Raw genomic sequence first — 25028 nt, 5'->3', positions numbered from 1 at the left:
CAAGGCGGGGATCCCGCGGATCGCGGCATTCGCCGGCCGTTCCCGATCGTCGGTTTCCCCTCGAAGGTCCGAACCGCCGATATGGTGATGTTCCGATGGACCCCAGGGCGTCGGCGACGACGCGCGATCGACGGTGCCGCGATGGCATCGCCTGTGTCCGCGCTCTGTCGACGGTGCGGCGACGCGGTCCGGCTGCCGCTCGCGTCGGGCGGCGGACGACGATCGTGCATGCCGGTTCCCGATGCGTCCGAGCGGAACCTGACGGGCGATACCCGGGCGATTCCATGTGCGTCGCGACGTCATTCCGCTGACGAAATGCCCGTCTCAACCGGCGCTGTGCGCTGCGATCGAGTTGCCATATACTGTATAAATATACAGTTATCGGCGACACCATGTCCGCGCTTCCTCTTTCTCCCGAAACCCTGCATCCCTCGCTCTGGCGCGGCGCCCAGCTCGCCCGGAGCGAGGCGCGCACGGTGGATACCGGGCATCCGCCGCTGTCGGCCGAACTGCCGGGCGGCGGCTGGCCGATCGGCGGATTGATCGAGCTGCTCGTGCCGCATGCCGGCTGCGGCGAGCTGCGCCTGCTCGCGCCCGGTCTCGCGGCGGCCGTCAGCGCGCAGCGGCCGCTCGCGTTCGTGCAGCCGCCGTACTCGCCGGACGCGCGCGCGCTCGCCCGTCTCGGGCTGCCGCGCGATGCTTTGCTGTGGCTGCGGACCGAGCGCGGCGCGGACGCATTGTGGGCGGCCGAGCAGGCGCTCAAGGCCGGCAGTTGCGGCGCGCTGCTGCTGTGGCAGCCGGAGGCGCGGCCCGAAGCGCTGCGGCGGCTGCATCTTGCCGCCGCGCGTTCCGCCGGCACGCTGTTTTTCATGATGAGGCCGCTGGCCGCCGCGCAGCAGCCTTCGCCGGCCGTGCTGCGCGTCGCGGTGCGGCCCGAGCCCGGCGGCGTGACGATCGACATCGTCAAGCGTCGCGGGCCGGCGGCCGGCAACGCGCTGTCGCTCGCGCTGCTGCCGTCGCCGATCCTCGGAGGGCGCCATGCGCGTTTTTCTCGGCGTTCATCTGCCGCACCTGCCGCTGGACGTATGCCGGCCGCGGCAGCCGGCGCCGCCTGAACCCGGCCCCGGCTGCGCGGTGCTGGAGCAGGGCGTGGTGCTGCTCGCCGATGCGGCGGCGCGGGCGGCCGGCGTGCGCGCGGGCATGAAGCGCGGCGGCGTGCTGACGCTCGCGCCCGACACGCGGCTGCTCGAGCGCGACCCGGCGCGCGAGGCGGATGCCTTGCGCGAAGTGGCGCTCGCGCTGCTGCGCTTCTCGCCGTGCGTGACGCTGCAGGACGAAGCGACCCTGCTGGTCGAGATCGGCGCGAGCCTGCGGCTGTTCGGCGGCCTGCCCGCGCTGTGCCGGGCCGCGCGCGCGGCGCTGGCGACGCTCGGCTACAGCGCGCGCGTCAGTGCCGCGCCGACGGGCGGCGGCGCCTGGCTGCTCGCCCGCATCGGCTATCGGCAGGCGGGTGCGCGGCCGCAGCCGGTGCGCCGGGTGCTGTGCGGCCCGTCGCTCGAGCGCGCGCTGGCGGTCCTGCCGTGCGCGCTGCTGCCCGCCGCGCGTCCGTTCGCGGGCTGGTTCGACGGGCTCGGCTGCCGCACGCTCGCCGATCTGCGCCGCCTGCCGCGCGCCGAACTGCAGCGGCGCTGCGGCACCGCGCTCGTCGCGGCGCTCGATCGCGCGCACGGTCAGGCGGCCGAAGTGTTCGAGTGGCTGCCGGTGCCGCCCGTCTTCGATGCACGGGTCGAACTGCCGGAACGGGTCGAGCACGCGCAAGCCGTGCTGTTCGTCGGGCGGCGGCTGATCGTGCAGCTGGGCGGCTGGCTGTCGGCCCGGCAGCTGTCGCTGGCCGCGATGCGGTTTCAGCTCGAACACGAACGCGGCCGGCACGCGGTGCCGCCCACGCCGCTCGAACTCGCGTTCGCCGAACCGGTGCGCGACGAAGCGCATTTCGTGCGGGTGCTGGGCGAACGGCTCGCGCGCGTGCAGTTGCCGGCCGCGGTGGTCGCGGTGCGCCTGACCGTCTCGCGCGTCGTCGAAGCCGGGCCGCCGCCGGACGATCTGTTTCCCGAACCGGGCGGCACGCCGGCGGATCGCGCGCGGTTGCTCGAACTGCTGAGTGCGCGGCTCGGCGCGCACAACGTGCTGCGTCCCGCGCCTGTCGACGACTACCGGCCCGAGATCGCGAACCGCTGGCTGCCGTTCGGCGCGCAGGCGGCCAAGCCGGGCGAGCCCGCGCATCAGCCGCCGCGCCCGGCGTGGCTGCTCGCCGAACCGCTGCCGCTCCTCGTGCGCGACGAGCGGCCGGTGTATCGCACGCCGCTGTCGCTCGCGTCGGCGGCCGAGCGGATCGAGTCGGGCTGGTTCGACGGCCGGGGCATCGCGCGCGATTACTTCGTCGCGCAGGACGCGGAAGGCGCGTGCTACTGGATCTACCGCGACCGCTTGAGCAGCGCGGCCGGCGCCGAGCAGCGCTGGTTCCTGCACGGTCTTTTCGGATGAACGGCGATGGCCTCGACGAACGAGTGGCTGCCGGCGTATGCGGAGTTGTTCTGCCGGTCGAATTTCTCCTTCCTGCACGGCGCATCGTCGGCGGAGGAGCTGGTCGCGCGCGCGGTCGAGCTGAACTATCGCGGCATCGCGATCACCGACGAATGCTCGCTCGCGGGCGCGGTCCGCATGCATGTCGCGGCGCATGCGGCGGGACTGCGGCTTGCCGTCGGCGCCTATTTCGACGTCACGCCGGATGACGGTGCGCCCGGCTTCGGTCTCGTGCTGCTGGCGCGGACCCGCGAGGGCTACGGCAATCTGTCCGAGCTGATTTCCTGGCTCAGGATGCGCGCGCCGAAGGGCACCTACCGGCTCGCGCCGCGAGAGCTGGCCGAGCCGGACAGCGGCTTCGCGCATCTGCGCGGCGTGCCCGATTGCTTCGCGATTCTCGTACCGCGCTATCCCGCGCAGGCGGATGTGCTCGACCTTCAGCTCGCCTGGATGCGCGCGACGTTCGGCGAGCGGGCGCGCACGGGGCTCGTGCTGCATCGGCAGGCATTCGACGGCGCGCATGCGAACGACGTCGAGGCGGCGGCGCTGCATTACCGCGTGCCCGTCGTCGCGCTCGGCGACGTGACGATGCATGTCCGGTCGAGAAAGCCGCTGCAGGACACGATGACGGCGATTCGCGCCGGCCGGCCGATCGCCGAATGCGGGTATGCGCTCGCGCCGAATGCGGAGCAGCATCTGCGTTCGCGGTTCAGGCTGTCGCGCGCCTATCCCGTCTCCGCGATGGAGGAGACGTGCCGGATTCTGGACGCCTGCGTGTTTTCGCTCGCGGAGCTGCGCTACGAGTATCCGCACGAAATCGTGCCCGACGGGCACACGCCGGCGAGCTATCTGCGCCAGGAAACCTGGCGAGGCGCGCACGGCCGCTATCCGCGGGGTGTGCCCGGCCCGGTGCGCGAGCGCATCGAGTACGAGCTCGGGTTGATCGCGGCGCTTCACTACGAGCCGTATTTCCTGACGGTCTACGACATCGTGAGCTACGCGCGCAGCCAGGACATCCTGTGCCAGGGGCGCGGCTCGGCCGCGAATTCGGTGGTGTGCTATTGCCTGCGCGTCACCGAGGTGAATCCCGAGCAGAGCACCCTGCTGTTCGAGCGCTTCATCAGCCGCGAGCGCGGCGAGCCGCCCGACATCGACGTGGATTTCGAACACCAGCGCCGCGAGGAGGTCATTCAGTATCTCTACAGGAAGTACGGCCACGATCGCGCCGCGCTGGCCGCCGCCGTCTCGACCTACCGTCCGCGCGGCGCGCTGCGCGAAACCGGCAAGGCGCTGGGCGTCGATCCGATGATCGTCGAGCGTGTCGTGAAGGAGCATCAATGGTTCGACGGCCGCCGCGACCTGCTCGCGCGTTTCGCGGCGAGCGGGCTCGATCCCGATACGCCGCTGATCCGCACCTGGGCCGCGCTGGCCGCGAAGCTGCTCAATTTCCCCCGCCATCTGTCGCAGCATTCGGGCGGCTTCGTGATCAGCCGCGGCAAGCTCACGCGGCTCGTGCCGGTCGAGAACGCGGCAATGGAGGGTCGGCGCGTGATCCAGTGGGACAAGGACGATCTCGAATCGCTCAAGCTGATGAAGGTCGACGTGCTGGCGCTCGGCATGCTGTCGGCACTGCATCGCGCGTTCGACATGCTGTCCGGGCGGGCGGGCCGGCCGTTCCGGATGGAGGACATTCCCCAGGACGACGGGCCGACCTACGCGATGATCTCGCGTGCCGATACGGTCGGCGTGTTCCAGATCGAATCGCGCGCGCAGATGTCGATGCTGCCTCGCCTGAGGCCGCGGAATTACTACGATCTGGTGATCGAGGTCGCGATCGTGCGGCCGGGGCCGATCCAGGGCGGCGCGGTGCATCCGTATCTGAAGCGGCGGCAGAAGCGGGAGCCCGTGACCTATCCGAAGCCCGAGCTGAAGGCCGCGCTCGCCCGCACCGAAGGCGTGCCGATCTTCCAGGAACAGGTGATGCAGATCGCGATGATCGCCGCCGGCTTCACGCCCGGCGAGGCCGACGAGCTGCGGCGCGCGATGGCCGCGTGGAAGCGCAAGGGCAATCTGGAGAAGTACCACCGGAAGATCGTCGACGGGATGCGCGAGCGCGACTATCCGCTCGAATTCGCCGAACAGATCTTCGAGCAGATCAAGGGCTTCGGCGATTACGGTTTTCCGGAGAGCCATGCGGCGAGCTTCGCGCATCTCGTCTATGCGAGCAGCTGGCTCAAGTGCCATTACCCGGCGGTGTTCCTCGTCGCGCTGCTGAACAGCCAGCCGATGGGTTTCTATCAGCCGGCGCAGCTCGTGCAGGACGCGAAGCGGCACGGCGTGACGGTGCTGCCCGTGGATGTGACGCGCAGCGGCTGGGATGCGGCGCTCGAAGGCGAAGGCGGCTCGATGCGAGGGAGGCCGGATGACAGGCCCGAGGCGCGGATCGATGGCGATGCGCGTGACGCTTCGCCGGGCAGCGTGTGCGGCCACCGGCTCGAGTGCGCATCGGACCGTGACGCCGGCGATGAGGCGGATTCCGGGATCGGCGCGGAACCAACGCTCGATGCGGCACCGGCGCGCGCATCCGGCCGCGACGCCGGCGACGCATCGAACGTATTCGATACGTCAGCCGCCGCGGCAGGCGAGCGTGCGTTCGGCGCCGGAGGACTCCGCGCCGCATCCGGCCCGCTGCCCGCCGTGCGCCTCGGCTTCTCGCTCGTGAGCGGGATGAGCGAGGCGGGCGCGCGCCGCATCGAGGCGGCGCGCGCGCAGCGTCCGTTCGAAAGCGTCGACGATCTCGCGCGCCGCGCCCGGCTCGAACGCCGCGACCTGGAGGCGCTCGCGGCCGCCAATGCGTTCGCGCCGCTCGCGGGCAACCGCCGCGATGCGCTCTGGCAGGCGGTCGCGGCGGTGCCCGAGCGCGGCCTGCTCGCCGATGCGCCGATCGACGAGGCCGTGCGCCCCGACCTCGGCGCGCCCACCGAGGCCGACGACATCCTCGGCGATTACCGCAGCGTCGGCCTCACGCTGAACCGCCATCCGCTCGCGCTGCTGCGGCCGGCGCTGCGCGCGGAACGGCTGCTGCCCGCCGCGGAGCTGAACCCGCTCGGCAACGGCCGGCTCGCGCGCGGCTGCGGGCTCGTCACGGCGCGCCAGCGGCCGGGCACGGCAAAAGGCGTGCTGTTCGTCACGCTCGAGGACGAGACCGGCTGCGTCAACGTGATCATCTGGCCGAAGCTGCTGGAGCGGCAGCGCCGGGAGGCCGTCGATGCGGCGCTGCTCGCCGTGTACGGCGTCTGGCAGTGCGAGGGCGAGGTACGGCATCTGGTCGCGCATCATCTCGTCGACAAGACGCCGCTGCTGAACGGGCTCAGGACGGTCAGCCGCGATTTCCACTGACGCCGGCGCACGGCGCTCAGTGGTCCTTCATCCGCTGCAGCCAGCGCCACAGCGTCGCACTCGTCACCCTGTCGTGCGGCAGTCCGACCACATACGCGGTGCCTTTCACGCCGATGATCGCGCCGTCCGCCGGCCACGCATGCCATGTGCCGTCCCGGTCGTGCGCGGGGTGCTGCTGCTCGTCCGCGTCGGGCGGAAGATCCTGCGGGTCGTTCATACCGGCTCCTGAAGCGTCGGGACGGAACAAGGCGGCCCCCGCCGCGCCCGCGCGGCAAGTGCCGTTCGCGGGCCCGCCGCCATGCGCCCGGTTCCGCGCGCGAGGCAAGGGGGCCCGCCGGTCTCTCATGCTGATGCCCGATCGCTTGAACGGGTCGTGCGCCGTGTCGGCGTTGCCGGGGGCCGGCACGCAACGCGATCGCCGCGTGCCCGGATCCTCCGCGTATCGGATCAAGGCGCGCGCCGGTCTTCGCCGCCGGCGTCGGATGTTGCGGAGCGGCCACGCGCCGGGTCTGCCGCGCGAGTGCGGCGGGGGCCGCGCGCGCATGGGCTTCGCCGCCGGCCGCTCAGTACCGCACGCGCCCGCACAGCGCGCGCGGATCGAGCGCCTGCTGGATCGCCGTGGCGGCGGCGCGCGTGGCGGGCGGTACGAACTTCCGGTAGTACGCGAGGTTGGTCGGACCGATGCCGTGCTCGGCGCTGAAACTGCCGCCATGCCGGCGTACCCGCTCGTACAGCTCGCCGCGCAGCGCGATCTGGCGCATCGGTCCGTACTGATCGGCGAGCGCGAGCGGAATCGCGACGATCAGGTGGCAGCCGCCGTCGCCGAAGTGGCCGAACTCGTAGTATCCGAGTCGCGGATGCGCGGCGGCGAACCAGCGTGCCGTTTCCTCGAGAAACGGCGCCAGCGCGCCGCGCGCGAACGCGATGTCGAACGACAGCGGCAACGCATCCTGCGCGACGGCGAGCGGCAGGCTGTCGCGGATCCGCCAGAAGCGTTCGCTCGCGCCGAACGCGGCGTCGAGCGCGGCCCCCTCGCCGAGCAGGGCCTGGACGAGGTCGAGCCCGCGCGCCTCGAAGAGCGCGTCGAGCCCGGCCATCCCGCTCGCGATCTCGACGAGCGCGAAGCAGGCCGCCGCGCCGTCGTCGAACGGCGCGCGCAGCGCCGGGAAGACGGCCGAGACGTGCGCCAGCGCGCGCGCCGAGATGAACTCGTAGGCGGACAGCAGCTCGCCGAACGCGGCCTCGAACGCGACGAGTCCGCGCGTCGCCGCATCGTACGATGCGAACGCGATCAGGATCGTGTGCGACGAGCGTTCGACCGGCGCGAGCGCGAACGACACTGCGCTGACGAGCCCGTTCGCGCCGCCCGCGCCGATGAACAGCTGCTTCAGGTCGAGCCCGGTATTGTTCTTGCGGAGCGGCGCGAGCAGGTCGAGCACGGTACCGTCGCGATCGGCGAGCACCGCCTCGACGCCTAGCACGTTGCGCCGCGTGTCGCCGTACTTGATCAGCCGGCTGCCGCCGGCATTCGCGCCGAGCAGCCCGCCCACGGCGGGATCGCTGCCGAGATCGATCGGCAGGCACAGGCCCGCCGGCTCCGCGTGGCGGTTCAGCTCGGACAGCCGCAGGCCCGCTTCGACGGTGATGCTGCGGTTGACCGGATCGTAGCCGCGCACGCGTTTCATCCGGGCGAACGACACCGCGCATTGCGTGCCGCCGCGATCCGGCAGCGCCGCGCCGCACAGGCCGGTGCGCTCGCCTTGCGGCACCAGCGTCACGCGCTGTTCGAACGCGGTGCGCGCCAGCGCGCTCAGTTGTTCGACGGTCTCGGGCAACGCAACGCCGAGCGCCGTGCCCTGGTAACGCAGCACGTCGGCGAGGTAGGGCGCGGCCGCGTCGCCGGTGAGCCAGGCGCCGTCCGGCAGCAGCGCGGCGAACGCGTCGCGCGGCGACGTCGGGGCATCGAGGGGGGCGTTCATGGCCGGTCCGCCCGCATGGCGGCGCGGCATGGCGCACCGTCCGCCCGCGCATCGCGCAGGTCATGCGCGGCACGTGCGCGCGGTTCCGCCCCCGGCCGGCGGCGGAACCGCGGCGAGATCGCGGGCAGCGCATGATTCGGTTTCATTTCGCGTCTCCTTCCAGACGGACCGCCACGGGCCCTCAGACCAGGCGCGCCTCGCGCCGGTCATGCGCGGCACGTGCGCGCGGGTCCGCCCCCGGCCGGCGGCGGAACCGCGGCGAGATCGCGGGCAGCGCATGATTCGGTTTCATTTCGCTTCTCCTTCCAGACGGACCGCCACGGGCCGTCAGACGAGGCGCGCATCGCGCCGGCGGCCCATGCCGCGTCTTTCGGCTCACCCCTGCGCGGCCGGATAGTCGAGCAGCATCACCTGCGTGTCGCGCGGGCCGCGATACGGATTGCGGCCATGCGCGACCAGCAGGTTGTCGATCAGCATCACGTCGCCCGCGCGCCATTCGAACGCGATCTCCTCGGCGTCCATCGCGTCGTAGACGTCGGTCAGGTCCGGGTAGGGCATCTCCGTGCCGTCGCCGTAGCGGATCTCGTACGGAAACGCGGCGCTCGACCGGTATACGCGCTGCAGATAGCGATAGCTGAAGCCGCCCATCGAGCGCGGATTCGGATGCTGCGCGCTCGCCTGGTTGAACCAGACGTGCTCGCCGGTGCGCGGATGCGTGATCAGCGCCGGGCCGACGTGCGACACGGTCACGCTGCCGTCGTCGAGCCAGCGGCGGCCGAGCGCGCGTTCGTCGCACAGCCGCTCGACCTCCGCCCGATCCTGCGTGTCGAACGCCTCGTGCCACGGCCGGTGGTATTCGCCGAACGGCAGGTTCGGATTGGCGGCGACGCCGGGCTCGCGGCTGTCCGGCGACGCGAAGTTGCGCAGGTACATCACGCCGCGCGCGGCGAACCGCTCGCGCACGTCGGCGGGCAGCCGCGCGGTGACGCGGCGCATGTCGCAGATCGGCGTCTCGCCGCCGGCCTGGGCGGGCACCCGGCAATAGAACGCGAGCAGGCGCGGAAACGTCGCCATGTAGGCCATTTCCTGATGCAGGCCGATCTTGAACGGCGGCGGCATCCGCGTCGATTCGTAGACCTGCCCGGCGATCGCCTTGCGCGGCGCGGCGCCCGCCGTGTAGCCGCGCGCGTGCGGCGGGTAGAGCGCGCCGAGCGCGCCGAACGCGGCCGTGTCCGGCACCGCGAACCCGCGCCACAGGATCGCGCCGTACTCGTCGAGGAGCGCGCCGATCGTGTCGAGACGCGCGCGATACCACGCGACGAACGCATCGGCGGAGGTCGCGAGCGCCGGATCGAGCGGCGTCACGCACAGCGGCAGCGCGCGGCCTTCGACCGGATGCAGGCAGCGCACGTGGCGCGCGCCGAGACGCTCGGCCGCCTGGTCGAGGCGGGCGGCGGCGGTGTCCGCCGCCGGGGGCGGGTGCGGGATCGGATGGCTCATGGCGTCACGCGAGCGCGGGCTTCTTCAGCAGGATTTCGAAGCCGAGCGCGCCGAGTCCCGCGCTCGGGCTGTGGATCGACGCGTACGGCGCGAGCCCCGCTTCGGCGACGAGCGCATGGGCTTCGTCGAGCGTGATCTTTTCCTCGACGTGGGTCGGCGGATAGTCGGCGGCGGCGCGCATCTGCGTGAAGCGGTCGAGCAGGTGCTGCGGCGCGTCGCGGCGCATGTCGTGCACCAGCGCGACGCCGCCCGGCTCCAGCACGCGGAACATCTCGGTGAGGCTCAACGCCTTGTCGGGCAGATGGTGCAGCGTCGCGCGGCCGACCGCCATCGTCAGGCTGCCGTCGTCGAACGGCAGCGCGAGCGCGTCGCCGACCCGCATCTCGATCCGCTCCGACAGCCCCAGTTCGCGGATGCGCGGCAGCCCTTCGTCCAGCATCGCCGGATCGAGATCGACGCCGACGAAGCGCCATGCCTGCATCGACGGGTCGGTGCCGAGCCGGACCGGCACCACGCCGGTGGCCGTGCCGATGTCGGCGATCACGCCCGGCGTCATGTTGCGCGCGAGCATCCGGATCCGGCTGATGAACAGCAGATCCCAGGGTTCCAGCGTTTCGGTGGCGAAGCGGTCGTAGTCGGTTGCCGGGCGCAGATTCTTGAGCAGCATGATGGTCCTCGAATGGAGTGCGAAGGGGAAGGTCACAGCCAGCCGACCGGGACGGCGGCCAGCAATTTGCGCGCGGTCGCGCTGGTCACGCCGAATGCGGGGCGCTGCCGCCGCTCGACCGCATGCGCGGCCATCGCCGCGATGCGCGAGCAGAGCCCGACGCCGACCCCCCAGGACGGCACCGTCACGCCCAGTTCGAGCAGCGCGGTCGCGGTCAGGAAGTCGATGTTCGGATTCAGGTGCTTGCGTTCGGCGGCGCGCGCGCAGCACGCATCGAACAGCGTCAGGTACGGGCCGGACAGATCCCATCCGGCGAACAGCGCGCGCAGATGCGGCGGGCGCGGATCGGCGACGAACAGCGGATGGCCGAATCCGAACAGCAGCGCGCCGTCGGCGTCGAAGATCCGGTCGACGGCGCCCGCGCTCGCGCGGCGCAGCGCATCCGGCGTGCGCTCGCCGGGCGCCAGCGTCGCGGCGAGCGACTGCAGCCAGTCGAGCGCTTCGAGCGCCGCGCCGACATGCGACGGTCCGCTCGCCATGAAGCCGGCCGCGATCGCCTGCGTGAGCGTCACGCCCGTGCCGATCGCGACGCGCGGCGCGAGCACGGTCGGCGTGATGTAGCCGAAGCCCGCGTGCCACGCGACCAGCAGCGCGTCCATCACGCGCTCGGCGAGCGGGTCGTGGCGCGATGCGCCTGTCAGCACCAGCATCCGCTGCGCATGGCTCAGGCCGGCATCGATGCGGCGCGCGCCGGTCGACACCGCGAACGGCCGGCCGTCGATCGCGGCGCGCAGCAGGAACGGCGCGGCGGCGGCGCACGCGAGCATTGCGTCGAGATCCGGGTCGCCGAGCGGCTCGCCGGCGGCGCGGACGATCGCATCGTCGAGGCCGCGCAGCAGGCCGGCGGCGGCGGCGAACACCGGCTCCACGCCCGCCGCGCCCAGGTTCGCCGCGACGTCCTGCGCGGCCGAGCCGTGCGCGAAGCTCGCGCCGAGCGCGCCGAGACGCTGCCGGATCGCCGCCGTCCGGGCATCGTCGGCGTGCCGGTCGAACCACAGGTGCGCGAGCGCGTGCTCGAACGAGGTCGTGCCGATCAGGTCGTTGAGATTGCGGTCGCGCACCCACAGGCCTTCGGGCGCGAGCGTCGCGCCGTCGATCTCGGTGCCGCGATGGCGGGTCGCCGGCCGGCCGAGCAGGTTGCGCGGCGCGTCCGGGGCGGGGCCGGCTGCCGGCGCGGGCGACGCGTCGGCGGACGGAAGCGGGAGTGTCGTATCCATGTCATTCCACCTGGGCAAGTTCGTCGCTGCTGACGCTGACCGCCGCGTCGCCGATCGACGCGATCGCGCGCGCATGCTGTTCGACGAGCGGCAGCACGTTGGCGAAGAAGTAGCGCGCGCTCTTGAGCTTGCCGCGATAGAACGCGGCTTCGCCGGGCTCGGCGTCGGGATCGAGCGCGGCGAGCCGCCGCTGCGCGATACAGGCCGATTCCAGCAGCACCCAGGCCGACGTGACGAGCCCGAACATGTCGAGAAAGCGCGTGTAGAACTGGCTGCTGCGGTGCGTGTGGCCGTCCTGTACTTCGCGCGCGATGTGCGCGAGCGCGGCTTCGATGCGCTCCGCGCCCGCGCGCAGCTCGCCGAACAGCGGCGCCAGTCCGGCATCGATGTCGGCGCCGCCCTCGGGCCGGGTCGCGAGGAACGCGTCCAGCTCGTCGCGGTAGTAGCGGATCAGGCGCGAGTGGCGGCCGAAGCCGAGCTTGTCGCGCACGAGGTCCTGCGCCTGGATGTAGTTGGTGCCTTCCCAGATCGACAGGATCTTCACGTCGCGCGCGTTCTGCTCGACGGGGCTCGCGTCGGTGTAGCCGAGCCCGCCGTGTACCTGGATCGCGGTTTCGCAGATGCGCCACGCCTGATCCGAGATGAACGCCTTGCAGATCGGCGTGAGCAGCTGCTGCAGCTTGCGGTGCCGCTCGATCTCCGCCGGGTCCGAATCGGGCGTCACCTCGAGGATCGACGCGCGGGTGGCGGTCGCGGCGAGCTTGCCGAGCAGCCCCCGGCAGCCGTCGACGCGGCTTTTCATGTCGAGCAGCATCCGCTGCACGTCCGCGTGCTCGATGATCGCGACGCGCGCGGCGCCCGTGTTCGACGCGTGCTCGATCGGCCGGCCCTGCATCCGGCGGCTCGCGTAGTCCACCGCATGCAGATACGCGCTCGATGCGACGCCGACGCCGAACATGCCGGTGCTCATCCGCGCCTGGTTCATCAGCGGCATCAGCTGCAGCAGTCCGACGTTGCGGCGGCTGCCGAGCAGCCAGCCGCGGGTCGTGCCGTTCGAGCCGAACACGAGGTGGGTGTTCGCGCAGCCCTTCAGCCCCATCTTGCGCGGCAGGCCGATGCATTCGACGTGGTTGGGCAGCAGCGCGCCGGTCTCCTCGTCGGGCCAGTAGCGCGGCACGACCAGGCACGACAGCGAGAACGAGTCGGGCGTGGCGGTGTCGATCCGGCCCAGCACGAAGTACAGCGTGTTCTCGGTCAGCTCGTGCATGCCGGCCGAGATGTAGACCTTCTCGCCGCTGACCGCGTACACGTCGCCGTCGAGCGGTTCCGCGCGCAGCGCGATCGCGGTGAGGTCGGTGCCCGCCTGCGGCTCGGTCGCGCAGAAGCACGCGTCCCAGCGATAGCTTTCGAGCGCGCCGATGAAGCCCTTCTGATGCGGCGTGCCGTGCATCTTCAGCAGCTTGACGGCGGGACGCGTGAAGCCGCCGTAGGTCATGAACGACGGGTTCGCGCCCATGAACATCTCGTAGATCATCTGCGTGACGATCGGCGGCAGCCCGTGCTCGGTGCCGAACAGCGTGTTCGACCACTCGTCGCGAAAGCGCGCCCACAGCGCGTGGAAATGCGACGGGATCTGCACCTGGCCGTCGTCGCTCAGCCGGCAGCCTTCGACGTCGGCCATCTGGTAGCTGCGGCCCAGCTCCAGCGCGAAATCGCGCGCGCGTTCGAGCAGCGCGTCGAAGTACGCGCGGTCGTGCGTGCTGTACGGGCCCTGCGCGAGGAAGCACCGATCCGCTTCGAACAGTTCCCACAGAAAAAAGCGCAGTTCGCGCAGGCTGACTTTATAGGCGCTCATGGCGTGTCTCCTTCGATATCGAGTGCGGCGTCGAAGCCGCCCGTCACGTCGAGCACGGCCGCCGCGGCCGCGCCGTGCAGCGCGGCATCCCAGACCAGCGCGAGGCGGCGCTCCGCGTGGTCGAGCGACGCGGTGAGGCGGATCAGCGATACCGCCGAATCCGCCGATGACAGATGTCCGCCCATGTCGTGCTGCACGCGGCAGCAGAGCGGAATGGCGGCCGCGTCGGCGACGCGCGCGGCGAAGGCCGGATCGAAGCCGGGCGCGATGCACCAGTCGAGCTGGTCGGGCCGCAGCTTCGCGTCGTAGAGCGCGCGCCGGATCGCGCGGGCCGCGAGCGGCGCGAGCGCGTCGCGCAACGCATCGGGCGCGCCGGCCCAGGGATCGGCGATCGATGCGCCGAATTCGAGCGCGACGCTTCTCAGCCCGCCCCACGCGTCCGCCTGCGGCGCGTCGGTCGCGCGGCGCACCAGCATCGCGGCCGCGGCGTCGCCGTAGCCGACCAGATCGCCGAACTGGCGGAAGAACGGGTACAGCCACTTGTCGGTGAGGATCACGAGCGCCTGGCCGTCGTCGCCGAGCATGCCGTCGAGCAGCGTCAGCGCCGAGTACCAGCCGAGCGTGCCGTTCTGGCCGAGCGCGAGCGGCGTCACGTGGTTCAGCCCCAGTTCGTATTGCATCCGTCCGACCACCGAGTCGCCGATCGCCTCGTTGAGCGCGCAGCTCCCGACCAGCACGTGGCTGGTGCGCGCAAGCTGCTCGGAGCCGAGCTGGTCGCGCAGGTCGAGCGCCGCGTCGGCGGCCAGATCGGACAGGCTGCGGCCGGCGGGCGCGATGCGCAGCACCGGGCGGCCGGTCGGCGTGAGGCGCCGCGCTTCCTCGTCGCTGATCCTGCCGCTGCCGCGCGGGCGCGCGAAGCGCGCCTGCGGCAGCAGCAGGTGCCGGTAGCCGGGGTGGCGCTCCTGCGCCTGGACGGCGTTGAACGCGACGGTCGGCGGCAGCACGGCGACGCCCCCCAGCATCGCCAGCGCGCACGCGCCGGCCGCTTGCGGCCAGTGCGCGTCCGCGTTCGCCGCATGCCGGGGGACGTCGAGCGTGGGAATCGTCATGCGATGCTCTCCTCGGCGGCCGACGCGGAGAAGGCGTCGAGGTGCCGCGCCTTCAGAGCCGGCCGGTCGATCTTGCCGTTCGGGTTGCGCGGCAGCGACGCCTGCACGTCGACGATCAGCGGCGCCATGTAGGTCGGCAGCGCATCGCGGCATGCGCGGGCGATGTCGGCGCGGCACGCGTCGGCGTCGAGCGTCGACACCACGCACGCGGCGATCGTCTGGCCGAGCGCCGGATGCGGGACGCCGAACACGGCGGCCTCGCGGATGTGCGGCAGCGCGAACAGCACGTCCTCGACCTCGGTCGGGCTGACGCGGTAGCCGGAGGTCTTGATCATGTCGTCGCCGCGCGCGACGAAGTACAGGTAGCCCTCGGCGTCGCGCCGGACGATGTCGCCCGACCACACCGCGACGCCCGCGCGCGGAATCTGTCCGTGCCGATGCGGCAGCGTGCGGAAGCGCTGTTCGGTGAGCTGCGGCTGGTTCCAGTAGCCGAGCGTGACGAACGCGCCGCGATGCACCAGTTCGCCGGGCTCGTCCGGGTCGCACGCGCTGCCGTCGGGGCGCAGCACGAGGATCTCCGCGTTCGGCACCGCCTTGCCGATCGATGCGGGGCGCGTGTGCGCGTCGGCGGGCGACAGGTAGGTGGAGCGGAACGCTTCGGTCAGCCCGTACATCAGGTAAGGATCGGCGTTGACGTACAGCGCGCGCAGGCGTTGCAGCAGCGGCGTCGCGAGATGGCCGCCGGTGTTCGCGAAGCGGCGCACCCGCGAGCGCGCGGTGTCGCTCCACGGGACCGACGCCAGTTGCATCCACAGCGGCGGCACGCCGGTGATCGACGTGACGCGGCGCGCATCGCAGTAGCGCGGCACTTCGGACGGCTGCAGGAAATCGAGCGGCGCATAGCAGGCGCCCGATACGAGCGCGGTGGTCAGCTGGCTCAGGCCCGCGTCGAAGCTGAGCGGCAGCACGCCGAGGATCACGTCGGTCGAATGCAGGCCCTGGTACGCGGCAACGCTATACGCGCCCGACACCAGATTGCGCTGCGATACCACCACGCCCTTCGGCTTGCCGGTCGAGCCGGACGTGTAGAGGATCGCGGCGGGGTCGTCGTCGACCGCGACGAAGCCGGCGAGCAGCGGATCGTGCTGGCCGCCGGTGTACGTGCCGCAGGCGACGTGCACGATGTCGGCCAGATCCTCCGTCAGCAGCACGCCGGGCGCGCCGGGCGCCGCGGCGAGGTCGGGCATCCGCTTGAGCCGCAGCGCGCCGGTGACGAGCAGCGCCGCGCCGCTGTCGCTCAGGATGTGCTGGACCTGCGCTTCCTTGAGCTGCGGATTGACCGGCACGAACAGCGCGCCGATCGCGTTGACGGCGAGGATCGACACGACGGTCTCGTATTGCTTCGGCGCATAGATCGCGACCCGGTCGCCGAATCCGACGCCTCGCGCGCGCAGCGCGGCGGCCGCGCAACGGACCGCGAACGCCAGCTGCGCGAACGCGATCTCGCGCTTGCCGTCGGCATAGGCGATGTGGTGCGGCCAGCGGCGCGCGCCGTCTTCGAGCACGTCGGCGATGCGTATCAAGGCGTTCATGAGCGGCTCCCTGGAGTGCGCTTAAGCGGGTTTGATGTACACGTGCGCGGCTTCGTGAGACAGGAAGCCGTTCATCGAGTAGGTGCGGTGATAGGCGCCGCACTGCGAGAAGACCGCGAGGTCGCCCGGCCGGGGCGGCGCGTTGCCGGTGCCGCGGCCGATCACGTCGGCGCGGCTGCAGGTGCTGCCGACGAACAGCGTCGACGCGGCGCCGACGTCGCCGGGCTCGGGCGAGCGGCGCACCAGTTGCGGCGCCTGCAGGCGGCGGATCACCGATTCCGTCTGCGCGAGCAGGAAGTTGTGGCTGATGCCGCCGTCGCAGACCGCGATCGTGCGGTCCGCCCAGTGCTTGACGGCCACCACTTTCGTGACGAAGAACCCGGCGTCCGCGAAAATCGCGCGGCCCGATTCGTGCGCGAGCGAATACGGGCCGGCGAGCGGCGCGATGGCGGCGCGGTAGCGCGCGAACGCTTCGGGCTGGACCGGCTGCTCGGGGAAGCCGCCGCCGAGGCTCAGCGATGCGAGCGGCGCGCCGTTGCCCGGCTCGAGGTCGCGCGCGAGCGCCGCGAGCGCGGCGGGCAGCGCAAGCGTGTCGGGCTGGGCGGCGTCGCCTCGCACGAACGAGTGCGGCCCGGAGAACACGTGCAGGCCGTCGATCCGCAGGCCGGCGCCCGCCAGCGCGCGCAGCGCCGCGAAGGCCTCGTTGGGCGTCATGCCGAAGTGATCGTGCCAGTGCGCTCGGGACTGATCGCCCGCCAGCGCGCCCGCGTTCAGTCTGAGCAGCAGCTTGCCGGGCGCGGCGCCCGCCGCCGCCGCGTCGCGCGCGAGCGGGATGAAGCGTGCGACGTGGTCCGGGTTGTCGAGCACGAAGTGGCAGCGCGACGCGAGGCCCGCGCGGATGAACTCCTCGTTCATCGACGGGTTGTTCAGGTAGCGCGGACCCTTGACCCGGCCGACCACCCGATCGAGTTCGCCGCGGCTCGCAAGCTCGACGCCGTCCTCGTACGCGTGAGCGCAGCGCGCCAGCATGTCCTGATCCGGATTGGCCTTCAGCGACACGATCAGGCGCGTGCCGAGCCGTGCCTTCAGGTCGCGGTAGCGGGCGATCGCGATCGCCGGGTCGTACACGTAGCACGGCGTCTTCAGCTCGGCGAGCCACATGGGGTCGAGCGGCGCGGCCGGCGCGCGGTCGAGTTCAGTCTGCATGATGGGTCACCGGGTGCAGGGAGACCGCCGCGTACGCGCCGCAATCCGATTGCATCACGCCCAGCACGTGCTGCCCGTCGGCGAGCGCGGCGAGCCCGGCGTCCGCGAGATTGATCGGGAAATCCGAGCAGCATGCGTGACCGCGCGCGTAGATGTTGGTCGCGTAGAGCCGCTCCTGCGGCACCTGGAGATCGCGGCACAGCGCATTCCAGCCGGGCAGGTCGGCGTTGTGCGGCAGCAGCAGGTCGTAGGCGGACAGCGCGACGTCCTCGAACGCGACCGCCGATTCGATCGCCTTGCGCGTGTACGGCCATTCCAGCGGGATCAGGTCGGCTTCGTGTTCCGCGGTGCCGTCCGCGCCGCGATACCACTTCGCATGGGTCTGGATCGCGATCCGGCCGAGCCGGTTCTTCGTGCTGTTGCGGGTCAGCAGCATCGCCGCGGCGCCGTCGCACTGCACGCCGGTGCCCTGGCGCATCCGGAAATCCTCGCCGTACACCCGGTCGGACGACACGACCAGCGCCGCGTCCAGCTGTGGGAACCGGCGCATCAGCGCGTGCACGGCCTCGATGCCGGCCGCGACCGACACGCAGTTCAACTGCGCGATCGAGCCGAGCCACACCGGCTCGATCCCGAAGCTCGCCGCGACTTCGTGCGGCAGGCTGCGCGGCGCGGGCGGCACGCTGAACTGCTGCGTGTGAACGTGCACGATCGCGCCGATGTCGACCGGATGAATCCGCGCCGCGTCGATCAGGCGGCCGGTCGCCGCGATCGCCAGTTCGGTTTCGCCGAGATCGAGCGCCATGTGGAAGTAGCGGCTGCCCGACCGGGCGATCGCGGCGGCGCGCTTGGCGGGGTAGTCGCGTTCGGCGGCCCACGCCTCGATGTCGACCGGCGGGCCCGGCAGTTCGTAGGCGGCGGCCTCGATGCCGAGCCACGGTTCGACCGCGCGGCGGGCAGGGGGATGGAGGTTCGTCGTCATGGTCTCGGTTGAGCGGCGGCGCGGCGGGGCCGGGCAAGTCGGATCGGGCGGCGGCAGCGTGCCCGACCGGCGTCAGCAGGGTCGACTGCGCGGATCAGGCGGCGTGCTGCTGGTGGCGCAGCTGCGTGTCGAGCTGCTGCAGCGTCGTGAACTGCGTGATGTTGAGCGCTTCCGGATCGATCGCGCCGTACAGCTGCTCGCAGAACACGATCAGCTCGACGATGTTGAGCGAGTCGATGCCCAGTTCGCCGATGCCGGCGTCGGTCGCGACCGTCTCGACGTTGAGAATCTTCGCGACTTCGCGGGCGAGGATGTCGAGTGCGTCGGCGGGAACGGTTTGGGTCGTCATGTTGCGGCTCCTTCAGGATTGAACAAGGTGATCGGGGTCGAGCGGCTGACCGCCGGGGGGATTGCGCGAGCTGTCGTGAGGCTCGGGGTGACGGCGTTGGGGGCGGCCCGCCGGTCGCCGAACCTCGCGGCGGCGGCGAGTGGCCCGATTCGAATGCTCAGCGCGCGGACGCGATGCGGATGCACGGCGGCATGGCGAAGGCGGCGGGCGAGGACGGGCGGCGGACATCGCGCGGCGCACGCATCGGCGGGAACGTCATGACGCGAATCCCTCAGCGTGCCCCGATCGATGGCGCGCGTCGCGGCGACGCGCGGCGGACTGCATTCATGCGTTCGCTCCCTGCGCGAGCGTCGCCGCGTTCGCGGCGGCCGCGTGGCCGGCCATCGGCGAGAGCGGCGCGTCGATCACGGGCAGCGAACCGGCGGCGTACAGGTCCCGGCACTTGACCCGCTGCAGCTTGCCGCTCGTCGTGCGCGGCAGCGCGCCGGGCTCGACGAAGCAGATGTCCTGCGCGGCGAAGCCGATGCGCTGTTGCAGCAGATGCTGGAATTCGGTGCGGGTCTGCGCGGTCGCATCGACGGGGCGCGCCTCGACCGCGACGATCAGGCGCTCCGTGCCGGTCGCATCGTCGGGCAGGCCGAACGCGATGCAGGTGCTCTTGTGCAGCGCCGGATGCTGGCCGAGCGTTTCCTCGATCTCGTGCGGGAAATAGTTGCTGCCGCGGATGATGATGATCTCCTTCTTGCGGCCGAGGATGTACAGCTGGCCGTCGGCCACGTAGCCGATGTCGCCGGTCAGGAACCAGCCGTCCTGCGTCTTCGCCGGATTGATCGAACCGTCGTCCGGGTCCAGGTAGCCGCACATCACCGAGCTGCCGCGAATCGCCACTTCGCCGACCGCGCGCTCGTCGCGCGGATGGCCGTGGTCGTCGACGATCAGGAACTGCATGCCGACGATCGGCGTGCCCATCGCGAGCACGGTCTCCGCATCGTCCTGCGGGCCGGCGGGCTGTGCCTGCCGCGTCTCGATCAGCGTGTGCTTCGCGATCCGGTCGGGGATCACGTACGGCGCGCCGTCGACCCGGTCGGTGTGCCATGCGCGATGCATCGACACCGCGAGCGTCGATTCCGCCATGCCGTAGCACGGCTGCAATGCCGACCCGTCGAGCCCGTAAGGCGCGAAGGTCGCGGCGAAGTCGCGCAGCGTCGCGTCGTCGACCCGCTCGCCGCCGATGAAGATGTTGCGGCACGCCGACAGGTCGACGCCTTCCATCGCGGCGGCGTTGAAACGGCGCACGCAATAGCGCAGCGCGAAGGTGGGCACCGACGTGGTGGTCGCGCGGGCGGCGGCGACGCGCTTGAGCCAGCCGAGCGGATTGCGGATGAAACTGTTCGGCTGCATCATCAGCAGCGGCGCGCGGTAGTGCATGTTCGACAGCAGCGTCAGCAGCCCCATGTCGTGATAGAGGGGCAGCCACGACGCGGTGCCGTCGCCGCGCTCGATGTCGAACGCGACCGAGCCGCCGATGCCGAGCACGTTCGAGATCACGTTCAGATGGCTGAGCACGGCCGCTTTCGGATACGACGTCGAGCCCGAGGTCAGTTGAACGTGGTGCGCATCGTGATCGCGCTTCGAACTGATCACCGGCTGCGTTCCCGCGCGCATCGCCTCGCGCAGCAGCGATTCGGCCGCGATGCGCACGCCGGTGCGCGCGGAAAGCGCCTGCAGCGCTTCCTCGCCCGCATCGGTCGCGACCACGAGGCGCGGGCGGTACAGCTCGCACGCCACGTCGACGACCTGCGTCGCGGTGGTCGTCATGCGCCGGCCCGGAATCGGCACCGTGCACGGCAGCGCGCCGAGCATCACGCACGCCATCATCGTGACCACGTGCTCGACGGAGGCGGGCAGCGCGAGCATCACGAGGTCGTTGTCGCGCACGCCCAGCTCGCGCAGCGCGCCGGCGCGCAGGAAGGTCTGTTCGGCCAGCGCGCGATAGCTGATGCTGGTGTCGGCGCCCGCGTCGTCGACGAACGTCATGCGGTGGCGCGAGCCCCGGTCGCATTCCAGTGCGTCGATCAGGCGAAGAATGGTGGAAGCACTTTGCGTCACGCTAAATCCCCTGCTTGCCGGTGCTGCGGGTTGGACGACTCGAAAGGCACGGCGCGACTGCGACGCAGTCCGCCGTTCAGGTAAGACGGATTTTTTGTCGAAAGACGCAGGGGCGACAAACGGAATCTCCGCAGGCAATGCATGCGCTGAGGGAATGCACGACGCGGGACGGGCGGGGCGGGCTGCCGAGCGGGTCGGGCCCTGCGGGCGCTACGCGTCGGGCAGTGCGCAGCGGAGTGGCGCGGGTGCGCTCAGGCGACCCGCAGCGGCGGGGAGGGGGGCTTGGACGGGGTGTCGCGGCCGGTGTAGCGGCCGTCGTGCTCGGCGTTCAGCCGGGTCTCCTCCATCAGCCAGTCGATCAGCGCGGCGACGTCCGAATCCTCGGCGGGCGCGCTGTCCGTGACCAGATAGTAGGTGCCGGAGGCGATCGAGTGCTCGGGGAACAGCTCGACGAGACGGCCCTGGTGGATCAGGCGGTCCACCAGCGGACGCCGGCCGAGCGCGATGCCGTGGCCGTCGACGGCGGCCTGGATCAACTGGTCGTACTGGCTGAAGTGGAGCGCGCCGGCCGGCTTGAGGCGCGCCTCGCCCAGCTCGTCGAGCAGGTTGTCCCACGTGTACCAGGGCCAGGTGCCGCAGGTGTCGTCCATGTGCAGCAGCACCTGATGCTCGAGATCGCCGGGGGCCTTGAGCTTGTGCGCGCCGGTCGCGGTCAGGCTCGGGCTGCAGACGGCGATCACGCGTTCGTCGAACAGCGGGCGCGCGTCGCGGAATTGCGTGTTGGGGCGCGCGTAGCGGACCGCCAGATGCAGGCGCTTGCGCTTGATGTCCTGCACCTCGCTGGTCGCCGACACGCGCACGTCGATGCCGGGGTGGCGCATCCGGAATGCGCCGAGCCGCGGAATCAACCACAGCGCAGCGAACGAGACGGTGGTCGAGATCGAGATCGAGCGCTGCTCGCCGCTCGACGACAGCTTGCCGATCGCCGATTCGATGTCGAGCATCGCCGCGGAAAACGTGTTGTAGAGCGCGCGGCCCTCCTCGGTCAACGTCAGCGCGCGGATGTGGCGATGAAACAGCTCGATACCGAGTTGATCCTCTAATGCCTTCACCTGGCGGCTGACCGCGGATTGCGTGATGTTCAGCTCCTGCCCTGCCTTCGTGAAACTAAGATGACGCGCGGCACATTCGAAGCCGCGCAGAAAATCCAGCGACGGCAAGCTCTTCAATCTCTTTCGGATTCCCATGCTTCAACCTCATGCATTGAGTTCGGAAATGTCGTTTGTCGACAGCACCGGCTGCTACAACAATGCTCCTCGGCACACGAACGATCGCTGACCGCGCTCGCGGGTACGACCTTCGCCAAGGCGACCGTGTGCATCAGTGTTCGATGAATCCGGCCTAGGAGAGTCTCTTGAGCGCCACTGCACAACTTGCTGCACGACCGAAGCCGGTACAGGAGTTAAAAAGTCGTCCGAGCGGCGTCGTATTCTCCCTCAAACTGGTTGTCTACCTTATAACGCTTGCACATGGCATTATATTTTCGCTATCGATTGTTCCCTTGGTTAAAACAATTGGAATATTGTTGATTGGCTTGATGTTCGCTCATGGGGTCGAATTGCAGCATCAAGCCCTCCATTATCAGGGATTCAAAAGCAATAAATACAATACTTTTTTCGGCATCCTGCTCGGATTGCCCATGCTGGTGTCGTTTCACGAGTATCAGTACAGCCACCTGCGGCACCACGGGCGGCTCGGAACCCCGGAAAACAAGGAATATTTCGACTACGGCGACCAGTACGGAGAAGGAACCGCGGCGACCGCTTGGCTGTGGGTGCTGCGTTTATCGATGATTATGCATTACGGAACATTTTTTAAAAATGTTATCCGATCGGTTTGTTTTCTGCGAGCAGATAATGTAAATGCAACGGTTTCGAAAGCGATACGTATGGATTATATGTTAATGATAGTCGCAGTCGTTTTATTGACATCTGTTTCCGTTATTTTGCACGCTTGGCTGATCGTCTGGGTGTGGCTTGCTCCGTTGATGCTGGTCGCGGCGCCGGTGCATGCGCTGATCGAGATGCCCGAACATTACCGCTGCGATCTGACCAGCACCGATCCGCTTCGGAACACGCGAACCATCAAGAGCAATGCGTTCATGACGTGGTTCACGAACGGCAACAACTATCACGTCGAGCATCACATGATGCCGGGGCTGTCGATGGACCGGCTGCAGGATCTGCATCACTCGATCGAGGGCGACCTCCGCCATTACCATCGCACGTACCGGGCGTTCTACGGTGCGCTGCTGCGCGGCAGGTTGACTCCGCGTGCGCCCGCCGTCGAATCGCGGAGCGGCGCCGCCGGAATCGAAACCGGAACCGAAACCGGGGATAGGCTCGCGCCGACGCGATCGGCCTGACCCGCGTCCTCGTCCGACGGACCGTGCGCGATGAGAGACGCGGCACGGAACCCGTTCCACTTGCTTCCCGCTGGAGAAGGCAACGATGATGATTGAAACGGCTGTTCCGAACGCTGTGTCCCGCACGCCTGAACCGGCCGCGCCGAGCGCCTCGCCGGCGGAGATGCTCCGCCGCGGCGGAGCCGGGGATCAGCGTCGGCTGAACGCGTTCTACCTGCGCGAGCTCGGCGCGCCCGCCGCGTACGCGGCGGCGCCTTCGCTGTCCGAGTATGCGGAGATCCACGCGATCGAGGCGACGTGGAATGCGTTCGAGGAAAGCCGGCTCGACCTGTCCGCGCTGCCGTGCGATGCGGACGGGTTCGCGCGCTGGTATCTGGATCTGCATCGTCGGCACCGCCGCGAGGTCGCGCCGTTCTTCGACTATCTCGCCGAGCGGGCGAGCCTGGAGGAACTGGCGGCCTACGTGGGCCTGGAGGAACAGGTCGACGGCCGCTTCGACGACGTGATCGCGCTCGCGCAGCTCGGCATGAGCGGCGACATGAAGCTCGCGCTCGCCGAGAACTACTGGGATGAAATGGGCTGCGGCGAGCTGGGCGGACTGCATACGACGCTGTTCGCCGAGTCGATCGACGCGTTGCGCGGTTACCTGGGCGCGGACCTGACGCGAGCCGAGGCGCCGGACGCGGCGCTGAAGAACGGCAATCTGCTGATGATGTACGCGTTGCGCCGCCGGCACGTGCCGCGTCTGCTCGGCGCGATCGCGATTCTCGAACACACCGCGCCCTATCGCTTCGCGAAGGTGGTGCGCGGGCTGCGCCGCTTCGACCTGCCTGAGCCGGCGATTCATTATCACGAGATGCATATCGAGGTGGACGCGCGTCACGGCAGGCAACTGCTGAACCGCGTGCTGCTGCCGCTCGTCGCCGCGCATCCGGACGTGATTCGCGAGGTGTGCGTCGGCTGCCTGATCCGCTTCAACATCGCGTGCGACTACTACCGCGCCATCGAGGCGAGCATGCGTCGCGTGGCGGAGGCCGCGGTCGCCGCCCGCGCCGCCGCGCATTGACGCGCATCGGCCCGATCCGATCCGGGGGCGACATGGGCGCGGCCAGAAGCATGAAGAAGATCGGGCTGATCGGCGGCCTCGGCTATCCGTCGACGATCACCTATTACGAACTGATCAACCGGCTCGGCAACCAGTACCTGGGCGGCGTGCGTTCGCCGCGCATCGTGCTCGAGAGCCTCGATTTCCAGGACATCGCGGACTGGCTCACGGCGGACGACCGGGCGGCTGCGACGGGCGAGCTGCGCGCGGCGGCCGCGCGTCTCGTGGCGGCCGGCGCGGAGCTGATCGCGATGTGCTGCAACACGGTGCACAAGTTCGCGCCCGAGGTGGCGGCGGGCCTGCCCGTGCCGCTCGTCAACATCTGCGAGTGCACGGCCGAGCATGCGCAGGCGCGGGGGTTCGGTCAGGTCGCGCTGCTGGGTTCGGCGTATTCGATGGAAGAGCGGTTCTATCACGTCGAATTCGAGCGGCGCGGCATCGTATCTCGGGTGCCCGGGCCGGATGAACGCCGCTTCATGCAGACGGCGATCGAAACCGAGCTGTGCGTCGGCACGCTGCGCGACGAGACGCGCACGGGCTTCATCGAGATCGCGCGGCGGCAGATCGAGCTCGGCGCGCAGGCGCTGGCGCTGGCCTGCACGGAAATCCCGCTCGTGATCCGCGCGGACGATTTCGCGGTGCCGGTGATCGATACGGTGGCCGTGCATGCGGCCGCGATCGTCGCGCGGGCGGCGTGCGGCGTGGCGCAGCGCGTCGGCGCGTCGGCGGAATGACGAACACGGCCGGCGAAGCGGCCGCGACAACGTGATGACATGCGCGGCCGGGCGCTCAGCCGGCGCCTGATTGAAGGATGGAACACCATGCTTTATCCGGAACTTTACAAGTCGCTCGAAGCGGTCCGCTGGGATATGGAGAAGGATATTCCGTGGG

Annotated in this window: 19 protein-coding genes; 6 read left to right on the top strand and 13 right to left on the bottom strand. The window is 70.3% G+C overall.

The features are described 5' to 3' along the window. Window positions 1–392 precede the first annotated feature (392 nt). Genes imuA through RZR99_RS25590 form a run of 3 tightly spaced genes read left to right on the top strand, consistent with a single transcriptional unit; the run spans window position 393 to window position 5982 of the window. Window positions 393–1115 carry a translesion DNA synthesis-associated protein ImuA gene (imuA, locus tag RZR99_RS25600; protein WP_323122575.1) on the top strand — a complete coding sequence of 241 codons (723 nt, stop codon included), beginning with the start codon at window positions 393–395 and terminating at the stop codon, window positions 1113–1115. After that, window positions 1039–2544 carry a Y-family DNA polymerase gene (locus RZR99_RS25595; protein WP_323122574.1) on the top strand — a complete coding sequence of 502 codons (1506 nt, stop codon included), beginning with the start codon at window positions 1039–1041 and terminating at the stop codon, window positions 2542–2544. The genes imuA and RZR99_RS25595 overlap by 77 nt, the downstream gene beginning before the upstream one ends. Before the next feature lie 6 nt (window positions 2545–2550). Further along, window positions 2551–5982 (top strand): error-prone DNA polymerase, encoded by a 3432-nt coding sequence (locus RZR99_RS25590; RefSeq protein ID WP_323122573.1) that lies wholly within the window; start codon window positions 2551–2553, stop codon window positions 5980–5982. A gap of 16 nt (window positions 5983–5998) precedes the next feature. Here RZR99_RS25590 and RZR99_RS25585 read toward each other — a convergent pair whose 3' ends face one another. From RZR99_RS25585 to gcvA, 13 genes are all read right to left on the bottom strand, one after another. Then, window positions 5999–6199: a hypothetical protein gene (locus RZR99_RS25585; RefSeq protein ID WP_323122572.1), complete on the bottom strand. Its 201-nt coding sequence runs from the start codon at window positions 6197–6199 to the stop codon at window positions 5999–6001. 346 nt (window positions 6200–6545) lie between these two features. Beyond that, on the bottom strand, window positions 6546–7961 hold the full coding sequence (locus tag RZR99_RS25580) for an FAD-binding oxidoreductase (RefSeq protein WP_323122571.1): 1416 nt from the start codon (window positions 7959–7961) through the stop codon (window positions 6546–6548). Window positions 7962–8336: 375 nt separating this feature from the next. Further along, window positions 8337–9461, bottom strand: a complete 1125-nt coding sequence (locus RZR99_RS25575) for a TauD/TfdA family dioxygenase (protein WP_323122570.1) — start codon at window positions 9459–9461, stop codon at window positions 8337–8339. Window positions 9462–9465: 4 nt separating this feature from the next. Continuing rightward, the gene (locus RZR99_RS25570; protein ID WP_323122569.1) at window positions 9466–10128 is read right to left on the bottom strand and encodes a class I SAM-dependent methyltransferase; all 663 of its coding nucleotides are present in this window, start codon (window positions 10126–10128) and stop codon (window positions 9466–9468) included. A gap of 32 nt (window positions 10129–10160) precedes the next feature. Next, entirely contained in the window at window positions 10161–11405 is a 1245-nt protein-coding gene (locus tag RZR99_RS25565; protein ID WP_323122568.1) for a citrate/2-methylcitrate synthase, read from the bottom strand. A 1-nt stretch (window position 11406) separates the two neighbouring features. After that, window positions 11407–13260 carry an acyl-CoA dehydrogenase gene (locus RZR99_RS25560; RefSeq protein WP_323122567.1) on the bottom strand — a complete coding sequence of 618 codons (1854 nt, stop codon included), beginning with the start codon at window positions 13258–13260 and terminating at the stop codon, window positions 11407–11409. Beyond that, window positions 13257–14369 (bottom strand): hypothetical protein, encoded by a 1113-nt coding sequence (locus RZR99_RS25555; protein ID WP_323122566.1) that lies wholly within the window; start codon window positions 14367–14369, stop codon window positions 13257–13259. The genes RZR99_RS25560 and RZR99_RS25555 overlap by 4 nt, the downstream gene beginning before the upstream one ends. Next, a complete protein-coding gene (locus RZR99_RS25550; RefSeq protein ID WP_323122565.1) occupies window positions 14366–15961 on the bottom strand; it encodes an acyl-CoA ligase (AMP-forming), exosortase A system-associated in 1596 nt (531 codons plus the stop codon). The genes RZR99_RS25555 and RZR99_RS25550 overlap by 4 nt, the downstream gene beginning before the upstream one ends. A 21-nt stretch (window positions 15962–15982) precedes the next feature. Next, complete coding sequence (locus RZR99_RS25545) at window positions 15983–17167, bottom strand: type III PLP-dependent enzyme domain-containing protein (protein ID WP_323122564.1); 1185 nt, start codon at window positions 17165–17167, stop codon at window positions 15983–15985. Next, window positions 17157–18149, bottom strand: a complete 993-nt coding sequence (locus RZR99_RS25540; protein ID WP_323122563.1) for a beta-ketoacyl-[acyl-carrier-protein] synthase family protein — start codon at window positions 18147–18149, stop codon at window positions 17157–17159. Before RZR99_RS25540 ends, RZR99_RS25545 begins: the two co-directional genes overlap by 11 nt. A 94-nt stretch (window positions 18150–18243) precedes the next feature. Beyond that, window positions 18244–18498 carry an acyl carrier protein gene (locus RZR99_RS25535; protein WP_323122562.1) on the bottom strand — a complete coding sequence of 85 codons (255 nt, stop codon included), beginning with the start codon at window positions 18496–18498 and terminating at the stop codon, window positions 18244–18246. A gap of 324 nt (window positions 18499–18822) precedes the next feature. Further along, window positions 18823–20607 (bottom strand): AMP-binding protein, encoded by a 1785-nt coding sequence (locus RZR99_RS25530; RefSeq protein WP_323122561.1) that lies wholly within the window; start codon window positions 20605–20607, stop codon window positions 18823–18825. Window positions 20608–20858: 251 nt separating this feature from the next. Further along, on the bottom strand, window positions 20859–21854 hold the full coding sequence (gene gcvA / locus RZR99_RS25525) for a transcriptional regulator GcvA (protein WP_323122560.1): 996 nt from the start codon (window positions 21852–21854) through the stop codon (window positions 20859–20861). Window positions 21855–22021: 167 nt separating this feature from the next. On the opposite strand from gcvA, the gene RZR99_RS25520 reads away from it, so the two are divergent. The 3 genes from RZR99_RS25520 (at window position 22022) to RZR99_RS25510 (ending at window position 24871) form a co-directional block, all read left to right on the top strand. Then, a complete protein-coding gene (locus RZR99_RS25520; protein WP_323122559.1) occupies window positions 22022–23032 on the top strand; it encodes a fatty acid desaturase family protein in 1011 nt (336 codons plus the stop codon). Window positions 23033–23117: 85 nt separating this feature from the next. Beyond that, a complete protein-coding gene (locus RZR99_RS25515) occupies window positions 23118–24098 on the top strand; it encodes an iron-containing redox enzyme family protein (protein ID WP_323122558.1) in 981 nt (326 codons plus the stop codon). Window positions 24099–24148: 50 nt separating this feature from the next. Next, the gene (locus RZR99_RS25510) at window positions 24149–24871 is read left to right on the top strand and encodes an aspartate/glutamate racemase family protein (RefSeq protein ID WP_323122557.1); all 723 of its coding nucleotides are present in this window, start codon (window positions 24149–24151) and stop codon (window positions 24869–24871) included. Window positions 24872–25028 lie beyond the last annotated feature (157 nt).

This window comes from Burkholderia alba, assembly GCF_034721475.1.
GTDB lineage: Bacteria > Pseudomonadota > Gammaproteobacteria > Burkholderiales > Burkholderiaceae > Burkholderia > Burkholderia alba.
Note: the sequence above shows the minus strand (reverse complement) of the source record. Positions and strands in the feature narration are given on the sequence as shown.